Source organism: Nocardia sputi, assembly GCF_023501985.1.
Window position 1 is genome coordinate 95,485 of sequence record NZ_JAMFLC010000005.1, and the last position, 15,798, is coordinate 111,282.

A 15,798-nucleotide genomic window follows, 5' to 3' on the forward strand; every position below is an offset into this window, starting at 1 on the left:
CGACGTCTCGACCGCTCGTCGCCGACCGAACGAAGGAACCATGGTTACCGAAGGCTTTGTGCGCCGCCCCCGCATTGCACCGCCCCGGGCACCCGGCGGCGAGGTGGCGCTGACGGCTCCGCCGGAGATTCCGCGCGCACTGCCCGCGCCGCTGATGATGAAGCTGATGCCCGTCGTCATGGTGTTCGCGGTGGTCGGCATGATCGCGATGATGGCGATGATGGGCCGCAACCTGCTGGCCAATCCGTTCATGATGATGTTCCCGATGATGATGCTCATGTCGATGGTCGGCATGATGGCGGGCTACCGTGGCGGCGGTCCCAAACGCGCGGTCGAGCTCAACGAGGAACGCAAGGACTACTTCCGCTACCTCGACCAGGTCCGTAAGGACGTGCGCCGCACCGGCGGCAGGCAATTGGAGTCTCTGCGGTGGAGTCATCCCGAGCCGGCCGACCTGCCCTCCCTGATCGGGACAAGGCGGATGTGGGAGCGCAGGCCGAACGACCCGGACTTCGGGCACGTGCGCGTGGGCGTCGGTAGCCACCGGTTGGCAACCAAACTGGCGCGCCCGGAGACGGGGCCGCTGGAGGACCTGGAACCGGTGTCCACCGTGGCGCTGCGCCGCTTCGTGCGCACCCACTCGGTGGTGCACCGTTTGCCGACGGCGGTGTCGCTGCGCGCTTTTCCCGCGATCAACATAAGCGGTTCGAGCGAGGACGCGCACATGCTGGTGCGGGCGATGCTGATGGAGCTGGCCGCCTTCCACGGTCCCGACCATCTCGCGATCGCGATCGTCTGCGCCGATCCGGACGGTCCGGCCTGGTCCTGGGCGAAATGGCTGCCGCAGTTGCAACATCCGACGCTGCGCGACGGCATGGGGTCGGCGCGGATGATTTACCACTCGCTCGGCGAGCTGGAGACGGCGCTGGCGGCGGAGCTGCTCGAACGCGGCCGGTTCATGCGCAACCCGCAGCCGACCCAGGGACGGCTGCACCTGGTGGTCGTCATCGACGACGGCTACGTCAGCGGCAGCGAACGGCTGGTCAGCGAGTCGGGCTTGGATTCGGTAACGGTGCTCGACCTCACCGCACCGGAGGGCGGGCTCGCGGCGCGGCGCGGACTGCAACTGGTCGCTGCCGACGGCGAGGTGGCGGCACGCAGTGCCGCCGGAGTGGAGAAGTTCGCCACCGCCGACCGGGTGAGCACGGCCGAGGCCGAGTCCTTCGCTCGATCGCTGGGCAGATACCGGCTCGCCACGGCGGCGCAGATCGTCAGTCTCGGTGAGGGAACCGCGACCGATCCGGGACTGATGGCGCTGCTGAGGATCCCGGACGCGGCCCAGATCGATCCGGCGAGGGTGTGGCGTCCGCGCACCGGCCGTGAGCGCCTGCGGGTGCCGATCGGCATCACACCCGACGGCACTCCGGTGGAGATCGACATCAAGGAGTCGGCCGAGAACGGCATGGGGCCCCACGGGCTGTGCATCGGCGCCACCGGCTCCGGAAAGTCGGAATTCCTGCGCACACTGGTGCTTTCGCTGGTCACCACGCATTCACCGGACGCGCTCAACCTGGTGCTCGTCGACTTCAAGGGCGGCGCGACCTTCCTCGGCCTCGACTCGCTGCCGCACGTCGCCGCGGTGATCACCAACCTGGAAGAGGAACTCTCGCTGGTCGACCGCATGAAAGACGCGCTCGCCGGTGAGATGAACCGCCGCCAGGAACTGCTGCGCTCGGCGGGCAACTACGCCAACGTCACCGACTACGAGAAGGCGCGCGCCGCGGGCGTGCCGCTCGATCCGCTGCCCGCGCTGTTCATCGTGGTCGACGAGTTTTCCGAATTGCTGTCGCAGAAGCCGGATTTCGCGGAACTGTTCGTAATGATCGGACGCCTCGGCCGATCGCTGCACGTGCATCTGCTGCTGGCCTCGCAGCGCCTGGAGGAGAACAAACTGCGCGGCCTGGAATCGCATCTGTCCTATCGCATCGGCCTGCGTACGTTCTCGGCGAACGAATCGCGCGCGGTGCTCGGCATCACCGACGCCTACCACCTGCCGAGCGTGCCCGGTTCGGGGTATTTGAAGAGCGACGCGTCGGATCCGTTGCGGTTCAACGCGAGTTACGTGTCCGGACCGTACGTCGCGCCGCAAGGAGCGGTGACCGGTGCGGACGGCAGCCCGGTCGCCGGAGTGCGGCCCGCGTTGTTCACCGCCGCGCCGGTGGAACTGCCCGAGACGATCGAGGCCGACGCGGAGTCGGCGGCGCCGTCGAATCCACTGCTGGAGCTGCCGCCGCCGCCTTCGGCCGTCGCGGCCGTGCCCGGCGCCGATGACGGCATCCCGGACACGTTGCTCGACGTCGTCGTCAAGCGGCTCACCGGGCACGGCCGCCCGGCGCACGAGGTGTGGTTGCCGCCGCTGGAGGAATCTCCGACCGTGGACATGCTGCTGCCGGACCCGGACTGGCGTTCGCCGGTCAACCGGCACGGTCAGTTGTGGATGCCGATCGGCGTCATCGACAAGCCGTACGAGCAGCGGCGCGACGTGCTCACCGTCAATCTGTCCGGCGCGCAGGGCAACGTCGCGGTCGTCGGCGGCCCGCAGTCGGGCAAGTCGACCACCCTGCGCACCATCGTCATGGCGACCGCCGCCACGCACACCCCCGAACAGGCGCAGTTCTACTGCCTGGACTTCGGCGGCGGCAGCATGGCGGGCCTGTCCGGCGTGCCGCACGTGGGTTCGGTGGCAGGTCGCCTCGACGGTGACCGCGTGCGTCGCACCGTCGCCGAACTCACCACGCTGATGCGTCAGCGCGAGGAGCGGTTCGCCGCGCTGGGCATCGAATCGATGGCCGAGTTCCGCCGCCGCAAGTTCGCCGACGGGCAGCGCGTCCCGGACGGCACGGCTGGGCCCGCCGGCCCGTTGGCCGAGGACAAGTTCGGTGACGTGTTCCTGGTGATCGACGGCTGGGCCGCGGTCCGTGAAGAGTTCGACGTGCTGGAACCGCAGATCAACGCCATTGCCGCGCAGGGCTTGTCGTTCGGCATTCACCTGATCATCGCCGCCTCGCGGTGGGCCGAGATCCGTCCGGTGGTCAAGGACCAGATCGGCACCCGTCTCGAGTTGCGGCTCGGCGATCCCTCGGACTCGGAGATGAGCAGGCGCACCGCGCACCAGGTTCCGGTCGGCCGCCCCGGCCGCGGCCTCACCCCCGACCAGCTGCACATGTTGATCGCGTTGCCACGCCTGGATTCCGACTCCGATCCGGGCAGTGTGGCCGAGGGCGTCGCGCGAGCGCGGACCGAACTCGAGCAGCTCTACCCGAGCCGCCGCGCGCCCGAAGTGCGCATGCTGCCCCTGCGGTTCGGCCGGGACGAGCTGCTGGCCTCGGCGAGGGCCCAGGGGATCGAACTGAGCCCCACTCGGGTGGTCGTGGGTCTCGGCGAGTCCGAATTGCAGCCATTGGTCCTGGATTTCGGTGTCGAACCGCATTTCATGGCTTTCGCTGACGTGGAATGCGGCAAGACCACTCTGCTGCGCAATATCGTGATGGGTGTGGTCGAGCAGTCGACCACCGAGCAGGCCAGGATCATCATGGTCGACTACCGCCGCACAATGCTGGGCGTGGTCGAGGGTGACCACCTGGCCGGGTACTCCACCTCGTCGCAGACCTGCGGTCCGATGATCCAGGAGGTGGCCGGATATCTGGCCAAACGAATCCCCGGTTCGGACATCACCCCGCAGCAACTGCGGGAACGCAGCTGGTGGAGCGGCCCGGAGATCTACATCGTCGTCGACGACTACGACATGGTGGCCACGGGCAGTATCAATCCGTTCGCGCCGCTACTGGAGTACCTGCCCCAAGCCCGCGACATCGGCATGCACCTCGTAGTCACTCGCCGCAGCGGCGGCGTGTCCCGCGCGCTGTACGACCCGATATTGGGCACCATGAAGAACCTGTCGGTCGAGACTTTGATCATGAGCGGATCGCGCGACGAGGGCAAGCTGATCGGCGACGTGCGACCGAGCAAATTGCCTCCCGGACGCGGAACCCTGGTCTCGCGCAGCAGAGGCATCGAGATGGTGCACATCGCGCACCTGCCACCGGTCTGACCAACTGTGGTCGGGTAGCCACGACGAGGCGGGCGGCGAAGCGTGGTCCAACTCGCCCGGCCCGTGTGGCCGCTCGGGCGGACGCGATCCGCAAGGGTCACCTGCCCGCGCTGTGGCGTACCGGTCAGTTGTTCGACCGGGGGGATCGCAGAATCGCCGACGTAGCCGATCGTGTGACCGCCGGGACCGGTACGGGCAGTGCGCGATCCCAGCTGTCGGCTCGTCGCTCGAACAGCGCGCGCGACGGTCCCACCGCGAGCGGCCCCGCGATGCGAACCAAACGGAAACCGGCGGACCGATAATAGTCGTGCAGGTCGGAATTGGTGGTCCACGCATCCAGCCGGACCCATCCGCGTTGCTGTCGGCGGGCGAGCATCCCCGCGTGGGCGAGCATCCGGTGACCGACGCGTCGCCCCGCGAAACGCAGATCGACGATCATGAAATGGACGATCACCGAGTCATCGAGTTCCCATTGCGACCACAGACCCGCATCGGCGCGGTCGTTGACCGTGATGGTGCCCGCGGGCTCGCCCGAGACCTCCGCGATCCAGGTCTCGCCCGCGTCCAGCGAACGTCCGACGGCACGGGCGAAGATCTCGATGGGCAGGCCGCGCCCGGCGACCGTCCACTGATCGGAGCCGCGCGCGGTCAGCCACGCCGTGCGCTGCACACGCAGGCGGCAGATCAGGCCGAGATCGCCCCCCGTAGCCTGGCGCAGCGCGATCGTCATGGGCTAGGCCGGACCGGACCCGTGGGAGTTGGCAAGCGTCGCCCGAATTATCGCGGTGCCTTGGGCATCGCCGAGTTCGTAGGCGAGCCGATTGCCGGTGGCCAGCGAACGATGCCGGGTGGCACGGGTGACGCGCTCGTGCGTGGCTCCGATGCGCAGATGGTCGAGCAGGATGGTGCCGGTGGCGACGCCGAGCACCGAGGCCTCCTCCGCACTGGCCGGACGAGCGACCAGAGTGTCGCGGTGCGCGGTCTCGGCATGGCCGCGGTCGGCGAGGCGGCGAGTGGTTCCCTCCGGAATGTCGTGCGGGGAGTCGATTCCCGTGGCCTCGGCCAGGTCTCGGGGATAGAAGCTGACCTCCCATGACCACGGTTCGTGATCGAGATACTGGACCACGGTCCTGGCCAGTACCCAGGAATCCGGCGGTATGCCCAGCCACGACGCGACCTCGGGACTGGCCGGCTCCATTCTCGCGCTGAACTCCTTCGACGGCTCCCGGCTCGCGGCCCGCGCGATCTCCTCGAAGATGTCGTGCGGGGTCTGCGGCCGGTCGGGGCGAATGGAGTCGGTGACAACGGATTCGAGAACCTCTTGGTTTCGAACGATCGTCCCGCGGGAAGTTGCTGTGTAGACCAAATTCTCGGTCACCAGCACCTGGATCGCGTTGCGGGCGGTGGTTATCGAGACCTGCATCTGATCGGCAAGCTCGGAGTGACTGGGCAGTCGATCGCCCGGCTTCCACTTGGCTGCGCGGATCTCCTCGCGGAGGAGGTCTGCGATCCGGTGATACGTCGGACCGTCCGCCATCTTGCTCCTCGGTTGGTCGTGCAGGTAACGAAGTGTACTCTTCGTGACTCCCTACGGCCGGGTAACGCTTGACAGGGGCCTTCAGAGGTTTATTGTAATGAACGTCCTGATCCGGTGTTGTGCGGCGATGACGGCGAGGCAACGTGGCAGGTTCGGATACAACGGTCGTAATGGCCCTTCCCGGCACACCGAGGTGTGTCGATCCCTCGGTGCGCTCTTCGGCGCCGGGATTGCTTCCCACGTCCGACCTATTGGTCCGGGCGTGTCGCGGGCACCGTGTGGTCGGTGGTCCGCTCCTGTGGTTCGCTCGCGATCTGGCAGTGCTACACGAGCGTCGCCTGGTCGGCCGTGGTGGTTCGGTGGATACCGCCGTGGCGGTGGTTCGCGAAATCGAGCGTCGCAGAGTCGAATTGGTGATGGCCATCGACGACTGGGTGATGCGCAGCGTGCCGCAGCATCGGCTCGGCGCCACTCTGCACACCGAAACGGTGGGCGCGGTGATCGATCGCCTGGCCGAGTCCTCGGTGCGCGCGCACCACGCGTTGATGACGCTGAACGCGCACGACGAGCTGCTGCACAACGCGTGGCATCATCTCGCCGAACTCGCCGACGCCTACGACGATCTGGTGCGCGACGTCATGGCGGGCAGGCGGCGTCTGCCCGAGTGGTGAGCGGCTGATCCGCTCGCCCTTCTTGCCCGCCGGGCCACGGCCCCGGCGGGTGTCACGGGTGATAACGGCGGTGATCGGTGGCGAAGTCGTCCGCGACGGTCGCCGCCAGCTCGACGTAGGCGCGCTTGGTCTGCTTGTGCAGCCGGTGCAGATCGATTTCGGCGCCCTCGGACATGTGCGGGTCGAACGGGATGATGTGCACGGCGCGGCACCGGGACAGGAAGTACTCCCGTAGTTGCTGGATACCGACATTCGGCGATCCGGCGCGCGGAGAGTTGATCACCACCACCGCATTGCGCACCAAGTGGTCGTGACCGTGCAGCGACAACCAGTCCAACGTCGCGGCGGCGCTGCGGGCTCCGTCGATCGCGGGGGAGGAGATCAGCACCAGCGAGTGCGCCAGGTCCAATACCCCGGACATGGCCGAGTGCATGAGTCCGGTACCGCAGTCGGTGAGGATGATGTTGTAGAACCGCTGCAGAATTCGGGCGACAGCGCGGTACTCCTCCTCGCTGAACGCCTCCGACGCGGCCGGATCGCGTTCGCTGGCCAGCACTTCCAGGCGGCTCGTCGCCTGTGAGGTGTGCCTGCGCACATCCGAATAGCGCTGGATGGACGAGTCGAGGAGCAGGTCGCGCACGGTGGACCTGGTCTGTAGCGGCACCCGCTGCGACAGCGTGCCGAAATCGGGATTGGCGTCCACCGCGATCACCCGGTCGCCCCGGATGGAGGCGAAGATGGAGCCGATACCCATTGTGGTGGTGGTCTTTCCGACACCACCCTTGAGCGAGAGCACCGCGATCCGGTAATCGCCGCGGACCGGCTGCCTGATCCGCGCGACCAGTTCTTGCAGCCTGCGTTCCTCGGCGGACATGCCGGGGTTGATCGCGCCGCCGGACACGTGATGCACCGCCTTGCGCCACCCGGAGCCCGGCGCCTTCTTGGCCCGCCGCAGCGGCACGTTGTCCAGCGAAGGCTGGAACGGCACGCCCGGCTGCTGGGCCTGCGGTTGCGCGTAGCCCTGCGGCGTGCCCCACTGCGGGCTTGCGTGCGGGGCGGGCTGGGCGTGGGGCTGCTGATCGGCCTGGTACTGCGGAGGCGCGGAATACGGCGCCACCGGGGCGGATTCGGGCGCGGCGACCGGTTCGGCGGTGTTGCGCCACTGATCGGCGGGGGCCTGCGGTGCGGTACCCGGCAGCTGCCCACCCGCGAACTGTGGCGGGTGACTGGCGTGTTCACCGATCGGCGCGTGTGGTGCCGGCTGCGGATCGCCCGCGTAGGCGGGGCCCGGCCGGTGCTGAGGTACCGGCTGCTGGTCGAAGTCAGGCGCCGGTGCGATCGGCGCCTGCGCAGCAGAGGAGGCGCTCGTCTCGGCAGGCAGCCGGTGTCGTCCGCCGCCCACTGGGCGCGCCGACGCGGAATCGGCTCCGGCCGTGCTCGTCCAACTCGGCGCCGTGAAACCCGGATCAGGCTGCGGGAGAACCGGAGCAGGTTGCGCGGGAACCGGACCAGGTTGCGCGGGCGGAGGGCCGACAGGGCCGACCAGGTTCACAGGACCAGGTTGCGCGGGAACCGGGCCAGGTTGCGCGGGAACCGGATTCGCCGCCCCGGCCGTCTTCGGTCGAGCGGTGAACGTGGTCGGCTGCGCGGCGATATCCGGTGTAACCGGAGCGCCGGTCGCGGAGGCGCTATCGGGGGCGGGCAGCACCGGACCGACCGCACCCTGTTCGGTGTGCGGAGGGGGCACCGACGCGGCCGGTTGCGCGGCACCGAGATCCGCGGGCTGCGGGTTCGACGCCGGTCCGCGGTCGGCGGGCAGCCGCGGTGCCTGCCCCGAATGCTCGACGGGCACTCGGCCGCTCTGTGCGGCGACTTCGTTCGGCACAGGCGGAAGTCCGGGTCGGCCCGGCTGACCGGTTTGCTCCGGTGCGGTGTGACCGAGCCAGGGCGGCGGACCGTCCGCGCTGCGCGGCGGCGGGCGGTGCTCGTCGTCGGTCGGCGCGACGTGTGCCCGCTCGTGCGGCGCGGGCGGATCGGGTAGCGGCGGGAGACGCCGAGGCGGGTCCGTCGCGGGTGCCTCGTTCTGCTCGGGCCGCGGCGCCGCGAGCCAGGGCGGCGGACCGCCGGAATCCGCGACGGTGGGACCGGATGGGCCGGCCTGCGTTGCGGGCGCGGGAATGCCACCTGCGGACGGCCGTGCGGATGGCACATGGTGCGCCACTGCGGGATCGTCTTCGGCGGACGACGTTACCGGGCCGGGATCTGCGGGGCGGTCTGCCACGGGCGTCCGTCCGGCATCCATCGTGGATGCGGCGCCGATCGTATCGGCTGCGGGGCGCTCTCCGGATTCCGCAGCCGACGACCTCGGGTGGTCGGCTGCGGACGATGGCACTGCGGGGTGTCCGCCGTCTACCGGCGCAGTGGGCGTGTGGCCGCTGGACGGAGTCGGCGGCTGGTTGCCGGTCGGCCACGTCTGATTCGGACCGCTCGGCGGGATCTCCCGCTGCTCGGCAACCGGCGCTGCCGCGGTGTTCCTGGTCGTGTCCGTGCCCACCGGTGGTGCGAAGGGGTGGTTGCTCGGCGACGCGGATTGGCTGCTGGGCGCGGACTGGTTGTTTGGCGGCGCGGCCGCAGGCCAATGGTTCGGCAGCACGGCCGACAGCGCGGCGTCGAGCCGAGGGTTGCCGGTGGATGGCCATCCGCCGTTCTGCGGCGCGAGCGGAGGGCGGGTGGTGCCCGCGTCCTGGCCGGGCGCGCTCTCGCCGCGGGGCGGCCGGGCCTGCTCGTCGGTCGGCATCGGAGCGGACCTCTCACCGTCCGGCTGCCGCGGCGGGTCGGGCAGTGGCGGCGGGGGCGGGAGATCCGGCCTGCGGGCCTGCGGAGGCGCGGGCTGATCGTTGCGCACGGACGCGTCCGCGGGCCTGCTGCCCAGCGGCTGGAATCCGGGAGAGGGCTGCGAGGGGTTACGGGTGGGCAGGCCGCGCTGCGGCGAATTGTCGCGCGGGGGTGGCGCCTGCCACGTGTTCTCCTGCTCCGGCGGTATCCGGTCGTAGCCGGTGGATGGCATCTGACCCGGTACGGGCTCGACCGGCGCAGGCATCGGCGCGCGGTCCGGCTCGCTCTGCCGCGGTTGCTCGTCCGAGGGTCCGTCGTGCTTGTCGCGGCGCCAGCCCTTGCGGCGCTTCTCCGGCCGCGCGGCCTCCGGGCGTTCCGCCTCGGGTGCGCGATTCTTGAAACGTCCGCGTCTGCGGCCGAGGGATTCCTCGATGAGTTCCTCGTGCGGGAGGTTCTGCACCGGCGCTTCGTAGCCGCTCTGTGTGACGTCGCTCTCCGACAGCCACGGCGGCAGCATGGGAAGGCCGTCATTGCTACGGCTCACGGCTGCGCCTCGCTGCGGCTCGGTGTGCCGATGACTCGCTCGCTGCGTTCACTCACGACTTCCCTCGCTGCTGCTCGGCTCGGTCGTGGCCAGGGGCGCACTGCCGGTGACTCGCTCGCTACGCTTACTCACACGGCCTCGCCTCCCTGCCGCTCGCTCGGCCCAGACCGAGGGCGCCTCCGCCGGTGCCTCGCTCGCTGCGCCGGCTCACGCATCCCCCTCGATCTGCTCGACCCAAATACCTGGACAGCGGCCAGTTTACGCGACAACCCGGTCCCGTCGCGGCGCAGGACCAGACGCCCGCCACCGGTGGGAAGGCGGCTGCGAAACGGCAGGCGACACGGGTATACAGGGAGGCATTTTTGCCCGAACGGGAACGGGTCGGTAAGCTGGAGCGGCGGTGCACCTATGCGCCGCCTGTTTGTGTGCGAGCGGTCCGCTCAGGCGACCGGTCCATCCGAGCAGAACCAGGCAAACAAACCAGGTTGAGTGTAACCGGGATCGCGGAGGACATGGCGAAGAAAGACGGGGCCATCGAGGTCGAGGGTCGGGTTGTCGAGCCGCTGCCCAATGCGATGTTCCGGATCGAGCTCGAGAACGGGCACAAGGTTCTCGCGCACATCAGCGGGAAGATGCGGCAGCACTACATTCGCATCCTCCCCGAGGACCGTGTGGTCGTCGAGCTCTCGCCCTACGACCTGTCGCGTGGCCGGATCGTTTACCGCTACAAGTGATCGCGCCCGGCGCGATCGGGTCGGCGCGGCCGGTTGTCCCGGCGTACGCCGGGACCGAGTCGAAACGACTCACCACAGAGCTTCCCCAGTCGCCGACTGGGGAAAAACTGTGTTCACACCCGTGTGAACCACAACAGATTGGACGGACGTGAAGGTTCAGCCGAGCGTCAAGAAGATCTGCGAGAAGTGCAAGGTGATCCGCCGTCACGGCCGGGTCATGGTGATCTGCGACAACCTGCGCCACAAGCAGCGCCAGGGCTGAGCGGAGGCGAGGGAGACCTCGCTTCACCCGCCCGAGGCATGCCGACGGCGCCGCTCGACGCAACACCAGCCAAGCACCGAACCGCAGTTCGGATTGGCAAGAAGAACTCCCAGCACCAGCCGCACGCTGCGGATATCAGGGTTCGCCCTGGGGCGTGCGCGCCTACCACCGGTTCGGAGGCCGGTGCCCCACAAGACGAGGGGACGGACAGGGAGCAGACCTCCGCAACGATTAAGGAAACTGCCAGATGGCACGTCTCATGGGCGTCGACCTCCCGCGCGAGAAGCGCATGGAGATCGCACTGACCTACATTTTCGGCATTGGCCGTACCCGCTCCAAGGAGATCCTCGAGGCCACCGGCGTCAGCCCGGACCTGCGTTCGAAGGATCTCAGCGACGACGATCTGACGAAGCTGCGTGACTACATCGAGGCTTCCGAGTTCAAGGTCGAGGGTGACCTGCGCCGCGAGGTGCAGGCCGATATTCGCCGCAAGATCGAGATCGGCTGCTACCAGGGTCTGCGCCACCGTCGTGGCCTGCCCGTCCGTGGCCAGCGCACCAAGACCAACGCGCGCACCCGCAAGGGCCCGAAGCGCACCGTCGCCGGCAAGAAGAAGTAGGGATAACCGATGCCTCCGAAGAGTCGGGCCGCGGGCCCGAAGAAGACCCAGAAGTCGCGTCGCAGGGACAAGAAGAACGTCCCGCACGGCAACGCACACATCAAGAGCACGTTCAACAACACGATCGTGTCGATCACCGACCCGAACGGCAACGTCATCTCCTGGGCGTCGTCGGGTCACGTCGGCTTCAAGGGCTCGCGCAAGTCGACCCCGTTCGCCGCGCAGCTCGCCGCCGAGAACGCCGCCCGCAAGGCGCAGGAACACGGCGTCAAGAAGGTCGACGTGTTCGTGAAGGGCCCCGGTTCGGGCCGTGAGACCGCGATCCGCTCGCTGCAGGCCGCGGGCCTCGAGGTGGGCACGATCTCCGATGTCACCCCGCAGCCGCACAACGGCTGCCGTCCGCCCAAGCGGCGTCGCGTCTAGCGGGAAAGGAACAGCGAACAATGGCTCGTTACACAGGCCCCATCACCCGCAAGTCGCGTCGTCTGCGCGTCGACCTCGTCGGAGGCGACCAGGCGTTCGAGCGTCGCCCCTACCCGCCCGGCCAGCACGGCCGCGCGCGGATCAAGGAGAGCGAGTACCTGCTCCAGCTGCAGGAGAAGCAGAAGGCCCGCTTCACCTACGGCATCATGGAGAAGCAGTTCAGCCGGTACTACAAGGAGGCCAACCGCCTCAAGGGCAAGACCGGTGACAACCTGCTGCGTCTGCTCGAGACCCGGCTGGACAACGTGGTGTACCGCGCCGGTCTGGCCCGTACCCGCCGTCAGGCTCGCCAGCTGGTCTCTCACGGCCACTTCCTGGTGAACAACAAGAAGGTCGACGTTCCCAGCTTCCAGGTCACCCAGTACGACATCATCGATGTCAAGGAGAAGTCGCTGGGCACCCTGCCGTTCCAGGTGGCGCGTGAGACCGTCGGCGACCGCCCGGTTCCGGGCTGGCTGCAGGTGATCCCGGGCCGACTGCGGATTCTGGTCCACCAGTTGCCCGAGCGCGCCCAGATCGATGTGCCGCTGCAGGAACAGCTGATCGTCGAGTACTACTCGAAGTAATACTTCGACGAGTACAGCACTGTGCTGCTGGTGCGTGGTCGCCCGACATGGGCGGCCACGCACAACCCCTGAGACGAGGCGTCAAATAGCGGGCGCCCAAAAAGGAGGATGATCCCCATGCTGATCTCACAGCGTCCGACGCTGACCGAAGAGGTCGTCGCCGAGAACCGGTCGAAGTTCACCATCGAACCGCTCGAGCCGGGCTTCGGTTACACCCTCGGCAACTCCCTGCGGCGTACCCTGCTGTCCTCGATTCCGGGGGCCGCGGTCACGAGCATCCGCATCGACGGCGTCCTGCACGAGTTCACCACCGTTCCCGGCGTGAAGGAGGATGTCACCGACATCATCCTGAACCTCAAGGGCCTGGTCGTGTCCTCGGAGGAGGACGAGCCGGTCACGATGTACGTGCGCAAGCAGGGCCCGGGCACCGTCACCGCCGGTGACATCGTCCCGCCGAGCGGTGTCGTGGTGCACAACCCGGACATGCACATCGCGACCCTGAACGACAAGGGCAAGCTGGAGATCGAGCTCGTCGTCGAGCGCGGTCGCGGCTACGTCCCCGCCGTGCAGAACAAGGCCTCCGGTGCGGAAATCGGCCGGATCCCGGTGGATTCGATCTACTCGCCTGTGCTCAAGGTGACCTACAAGGTCGAGGCCACCCGCGTCGAGCAGCGCACCGACTTCGACCGTCTCATCCTCGACGTGGAGACCAAGAACTCCATCAGCGCACGGGACGCGCTCGCTTCGGCGGGCAAGACCCTGGTCGAACTCTTCGGCCTGGCTCGTGAGCTGAACGTCGAAGCCGAGGGCATCGAGATCGGCCCCTCGCCGGCCGAGGCGGACCACATCGCCTCGTTCGGACTGCCGATCGAGGACCTGGACCTCACCGTCCGGTCCTACAACTGCCTCAAGCGCGAGGGTGTGCACACCGTGGGCGAGCTGGTCGCCCGCACCGAGTCGGATCTGCTGGACATTCGCAACTTCGGCCAGAAGTCCATCGACGAGGTCAAGGTCAAGCTGCACGCGCTGGGCCTCTCGCTCAAGGACAGCCCGGCGTCGTTCGATCCGTCCAGCGTGGTCGGCTACGACGCGAGCACCGGCACGTGGAGCGACAGCGGCACGTTCAGTGACACCGATGGCGGCGAGCAGGACTACGCCGAGACCGAACAGCTCTAGGCCGCCGGGGGAGGCGCCCCGGCCCGGCCTCGCGCCCGCGGCGTAAGCGACGCGCCCGGGAGCGCCGAGAAAAGACACAGGAGAACATCACAATGCCCAAGCCCAAGAAGGGTGCCCGCTTCGGCGGGTCGGCGTCGCACCAGAAGGCGATCTTCGCCAATCTGGCGACGGCGCTCTTCGAGCACGGCCGGATCACCACCACCGAGGCCAAAGCCAAGGCCGTGCGCCCCTACGCGGAGAAGCTGATCACCAAGGCGAAGGCCGGCACCCTTGCCGACCGTCGCGAGGTGCTGAAGGTGATCCGCAACAAGACCGTCGTGCACGAACTCTTCGCCGAGATCGGCCCGTCGTTCGAGGGGCGCGAGGGTGGCTACACCCGCATCACCAAGACGCTGCCGCGCAAGGGTGACAACGCGCCGATGGCGATCATCGAGCTGGTCCGGGAGAAGACCGTGACCAACGAGGCCGATCGCGCCCGTCGCGTCGCGGCGTCGAAGCAGGCGGAGGAGGCTCCGGCCGCCGAGGTCGTCGAGGCGCAGGCCGACGAGGCCGCCACCGAGACCGCCGAGGCCGAGGCTCCGGCTGCCGAGGAGGCCGCCGAGGAGCAGGCCGCCGAGGAGAAGAAGGACGCCTGACGCTGAGCGTCGGAGTTCACGTACGAGCCCGCCACCCGCACTGGGTCGGCGGGCTCGTTCGTTTCGACCGGAGGATCATGTGACCGTGGAGGAATCGGTGGGATCGATGTCGGACCGGCCGCGCGAGGACACGCCCGGCGAGCCCGTGACCGGCCTGTCCCGGGTCCGGCTGGACATCGCCTACGACGGCACGGATTTCGTCGGCTGGGCGCGTCAGCCGGGTCTGCGCACCGTGCAGGGCGTGCTGGAGGACTCGCTGAGCAAGGTGTTCCGCGAGCCGATCCAGCTGACGGTGGCGGGCCGCACCGACGCGGGCGTGCATGCGGAGGGACAGGTCGCGCACTTCGACACCTCCGGCGAACTGGATGCGGGCAAGCTGGTGCACCGGATGGCGCGATTCCTGCCGAAGGACGTGCGGATCAAGGACGCACGCCTGGCCGCGCCCGAGTTCGACGCCCGGTTCTCCGCCGTCCGCCGCCACTACGCCTATCGATTGACCACCGCACCGTACGGCGCGGAACCGCTGCAGGCCCGCGGCGTGGTCGCCTGCCGATCCGGCGTCGACGTCCCAGCCATGCGCGTGGCATCGCGGAAGCTGCTGGGGCTGCACGATTTCGCCGCGTTCTGCCGGCGTAGGGAGGGCGCGACGACCGTCCGCGAGTTGCAGCGCTTCGATTGGGTGCGCGACGGCGATCTGCTGGTCGCCTATGTCAGCGCGGACGCGTTCTGCTGGTCGATGGTCCGCAGCCTGGTCGGCGCGGTCCTCGCGGTCGGCGAAGGTCGCCGCACTCCGGAATGGGTCGCCGAGCTCTTGCGTGAGCGGGAGCGTTCCAGCTCGGTGACCGTCGCTCCCGCCCACGGTCTGAGCCTGATCGGCGTCGACTATCCGGCCGACGGGGAACTCGCCGCCCGCAACGCGCAGACCCGCGAGATGCGGTCGGTCCCGGTCCCGGACGCGGGTTGTTGCGGCGATTGAGAATGGGGACTACCCGCACCCGTGCTCGGGTGCGGGTGCGGGTGCGGGTAGCGACCCGGTCACTTGGATGACCCGGGGTATTGCTGCTGGGACTGTTCGGACTGCTGGGATTGTTCGCGCTGCGTCGGCGACAGTTGTTCGGTCTGCCTCGTCTGCGCTTCGATCGTCCTCGGCTCTTGGGATGCCCCGGAGATCTGGATGCGACGCGGCTTCGCGCGCTCCGCGATCGGGATCGTCACCGACAGCACGCCGTTGTTATAGGTCGCGCCGATGTTGTCGACGTCGACGTTCTCGCCGAGGGACAGCTGGCGCATGAAGGCGCCCGCGAAGCGTTCCGAGGCGATCCACTGGACGCCTTCCTCGCTCGGCACGGTGCGTTGCGCCCGCAAGGTGAGCGTGCCGTTGTCGACGCTGACATCGATCGAACCGGGATCGACGCCGGGCAGGTCCGCGTTCAAGACGTAGTGATCTCCCGCCTTGAACAGATCCATCGGCATGAATCGGGGTGCGCGAGCGGTTCCGGCGCTCTCACCGAGCAATTGGCGGGTGACGGTGTCGATGTCATGGAATGGATCGAATCTGAGCACAGCGATCACCTCCATTTCGTAGTGGTGACGCCTGCCACGGCGGCGGGCGCCGATAGCTGTGC

Annotated in this window: 13 protein-coding genes and 1 pseudogene; 10 read left to right on the forward strand and 4 right to left on the reverse strand. The window is 68.5% G+C overall.

The genetic code is table 11. The features are described from left to right. The first annotated feature begins 40 nt into the window (after positions 1–40). Positions 41–4,111, forward strand: a complete 4,071-nt coding sequence (gene eccCa / locus M8859_RS09660; RefSeq protein WP_249644127.1) for a type VII secretion protein EccCa — start codon at positions 41–43, stop codon at positions 4,109–4,111. A 124-nt stretch (positions 4,112–4,235) separates the two neighbouring features. Here eccCa and M8859_RS09665 read toward each other — a convergent pair whose 3' ends face one another. Both M8859_RS09665 and M8859_RS09670 read right to left on the reverse strand, forming a co-directional pair. Continuing rightward, positions 4,236–4,841: a GNAT family N-acetyltransferase gene (locus tag M8859_RS09665; protein WP_159922903.1), complete on the reverse strand. Its 606-nt coding sequence runs from the start codon at positions 4,839–4,841 to the stop codon at positions 4,236–4,238. Positions 4,842–4,844: 3 nt separating this feature from the next. Further along, positions 4,845–5,648 carry a GntR family transcriptional regulator gene (locus M8859_RS09670; RefSeq protein ID WP_159922905.1) on the reverse strand — a complete coding sequence of 268 codons (804 nt, stop codon included), beginning with the start codon at positions 5,646–5,648 and terminating at the stop codon, positions 4,845–4,847. Between the two features lie 359 nt (positions 5,649–6,007). On the opposite strand from M8859_RS09670, the gene M8859_RS37235 reads away from it, so the two are divergent. Continuing rightward, complete coding sequence (locus M8859_RS37235; RefSeq protein WP_223518746.1) at positions 6,008–6,319, forward strand: DUF4254 domain-containing protein; 312 nt, start codon at positions 6,008–6,010, stop codon at positions 6,317–6,319. Positions 6,320–6,371: 52 nt separating this feature from the next. Here M8859_RS37235 and M8859_RS09680 read toward each other — a convergent pair whose 3' ends face one another. After that, the gene (locus M8859_RS09680) at positions 6,372–9,698 is read right to left on the reverse strand and encodes a nucleotide-binding protein (RefSeq protein ID WP_249644128.1); all 3,327 of its coding nucleotides are present in this window, start codon (positions 9,696–9,698) and stop codon (positions 6,372–6,374) included. A gap of 512 nt (positions 9,699–10,210) precedes the next feature. Here M8859_RS09680 and infA point away from each other — a divergent pair. The 8 genes from infA to truA all read left to right on the forward strand — a co-directional run bounded on the left by infA (position 10,211) and on the right by truA (position 15,149). Continuing rightward, entirely contained in the window at positions 10,211–10,432 is a 222-nt protein-coding gene (gene infA, locus M8859_RS09685) for a translation initiation factor IF-1 (protein WP_003418601.1), read from the forward strand. Positions 10,433–10,580: 148 nt separating this feature from the next. Next, positions 10,581–10,694: a 50S ribosomal protein L36 gene (gene rpmJ, locus M8859_RS09690; protein WP_011207363.1), complete on the forward strand. Its 114-nt coding sequence runs from the start codon at positions 10,581–10,583 to the stop codon at positions 10,692–10,694. Between the two features lie 247 nt (positions 10,695–10,941). Then, positions 10,942–11,313: a 30S ribosomal protein S13 gene (gene rpsM, locus M8859_RS09695; protein ID WP_039795645.1), complete on the forward strand. Its 372-nt coding sequence runs from the start codon at positions 10,942–10,944 to the stop codon at positions 11,311–11,313. A 9-nt stretch (positions 11,314–11,322) separates the two neighbouring features. Continuing rightward, entirely contained in the window at positions 11,323–11,736 is a 414-nt protein-coding gene (gene rpsK, locus M8859_RS09700; protein ID WP_039795647.1) for a 30S ribosomal protein S11, read from the forward strand. A gap of 20 nt (positions 11,737–11,756) precedes the next feature. After that, positions 11,757–12,362 carry a 30S ribosomal protein S4 gene (gene rpsD / locus M8859_RS09705; RefSeq protein WP_159922909.1) on the forward strand — a complete coding sequence of 202 codons (606 nt, stop codon included), beginning with the start codon at positions 11,757–11,759 and terminating at the stop codon, positions 12,360–12,362. A gap of 117 nt (positions 12,363–12,479) precedes the next feature. Further along, positions 12,480–13,538: a DNA-directed RNA polymerase subunit alpha gene (locus M8859_RS09710; RefSeq protein ID WP_039796155.1), complete on the forward strand. Its 1,059-nt coding sequence runs from the start codon at positions 12,480–12,482 to the stop codon at positions 13,536–13,538. Positions 13,539–13,630: 92 nt separating this feature from the next. Continuing rightward, complete coding sequence (gene rplQ, locus M8859_RS09715; RefSeq protein WP_195139498.1) at positions 13,631–14,173, forward strand: 50S ribosomal protein L17; 543 nt, start codon at positions 13,631–13,633, stop codon at positions 14,171–14,173. A 106-nt stretch (positions 14,174–14,279) separates the two neighbouring features. After that, on the forward strand, positions 14,280–15,149 hold the full coding sequence (gene truA / locus M8859_RS09720) for a tRNA pseudouridine(38-40) synthase TruA (RefSeq protein WP_159923188.1): 870 nt from the start codon (positions 14,280–14,282) through the stop codon (positions 15,147–15,149). A 155-nt stretch (positions 15,150–15,304) separates the two neighbouring features. Here truA and M8859_RS09725 read toward each other — a convergent pair. Next, positions 15,305–15,736, reverse strand: a pseudogene (locus M8859_RS09725) (Hsp20/alpha crystallin family protein); the annotation flags it as partial. Positions 15,737–15,798 lie beyond the last annotated feature (62 nt).

Bases quoted from the DNA above. Each gene is read 5' to 3' on its own strand.
- eccCa (WP_249644127.1), top strand. From the start codon at position 41: ATGGTTACCGAAGGCTTTGTGCGCCGCCCCCGCATTGCACCGCCCCGG.
- M8859_RS09665 (WP_159922903.1), bottom strand. From the start codon at position 4,841: ATGACGATCGCGCTGCGCCAGGCTACGGGGGGCGATCTCGGCCTGATC.
- M8859_RS09670 (WP_159922905.1), bottom strand. From the start codon at position 5,648: ATGGCGGACGGTCCGACGTATCACCGGATCGCAGACCTCCTCCGCGAG.
- infA (WP_003418601.1), top strand. From the start codon at position 10,211: ATGGCGAAGAAAGACGGGGCCATCGAGGTCGAGGGTCGGGTTGTCGAG.
- rpsM (WP_039795645.1), top strand. From the start codon at position 10,942: ATGGCACGTCTCATGGGCGTCGACCTCCCGCGCGAGAAGCGCATGGAG.
- rpsK (WP_039795647.1), top strand. From the start codon at position 11,323: ATGCCTCCGAAGAGTCGGGCCGCGGGCCCGAAGAAGACCCAGAAGTCG.
- rpsD (WP_159922909.1), top strand. From the start codon at position 11,757: ATGGCTCGTTACACAGGCCCCATCACCCGCAAGTCGCGTCGTCTGCGC.
- M8859_RS09710 (WP_039796155.1), top strand. From the start codon at position 12,480: ATGCTGATCTCACAGCGTCCGACGCTGACCGAAGAGGTCGTCGCCGAG.
- rplQ (WP_195139498.1), top strand. From the start codon at position 13,631: ATGCCCAAGCCCAAGAAGGGTGCCCGCTTCGGCGGGTCGGCGTCGCAC.
- truA (WP_159923188.1), top strand. From the start codon at position 14,280: ATGTCGGACCGGCCGCGCGAGGACACGCCCGGCGAGCCCGTGACCGGC.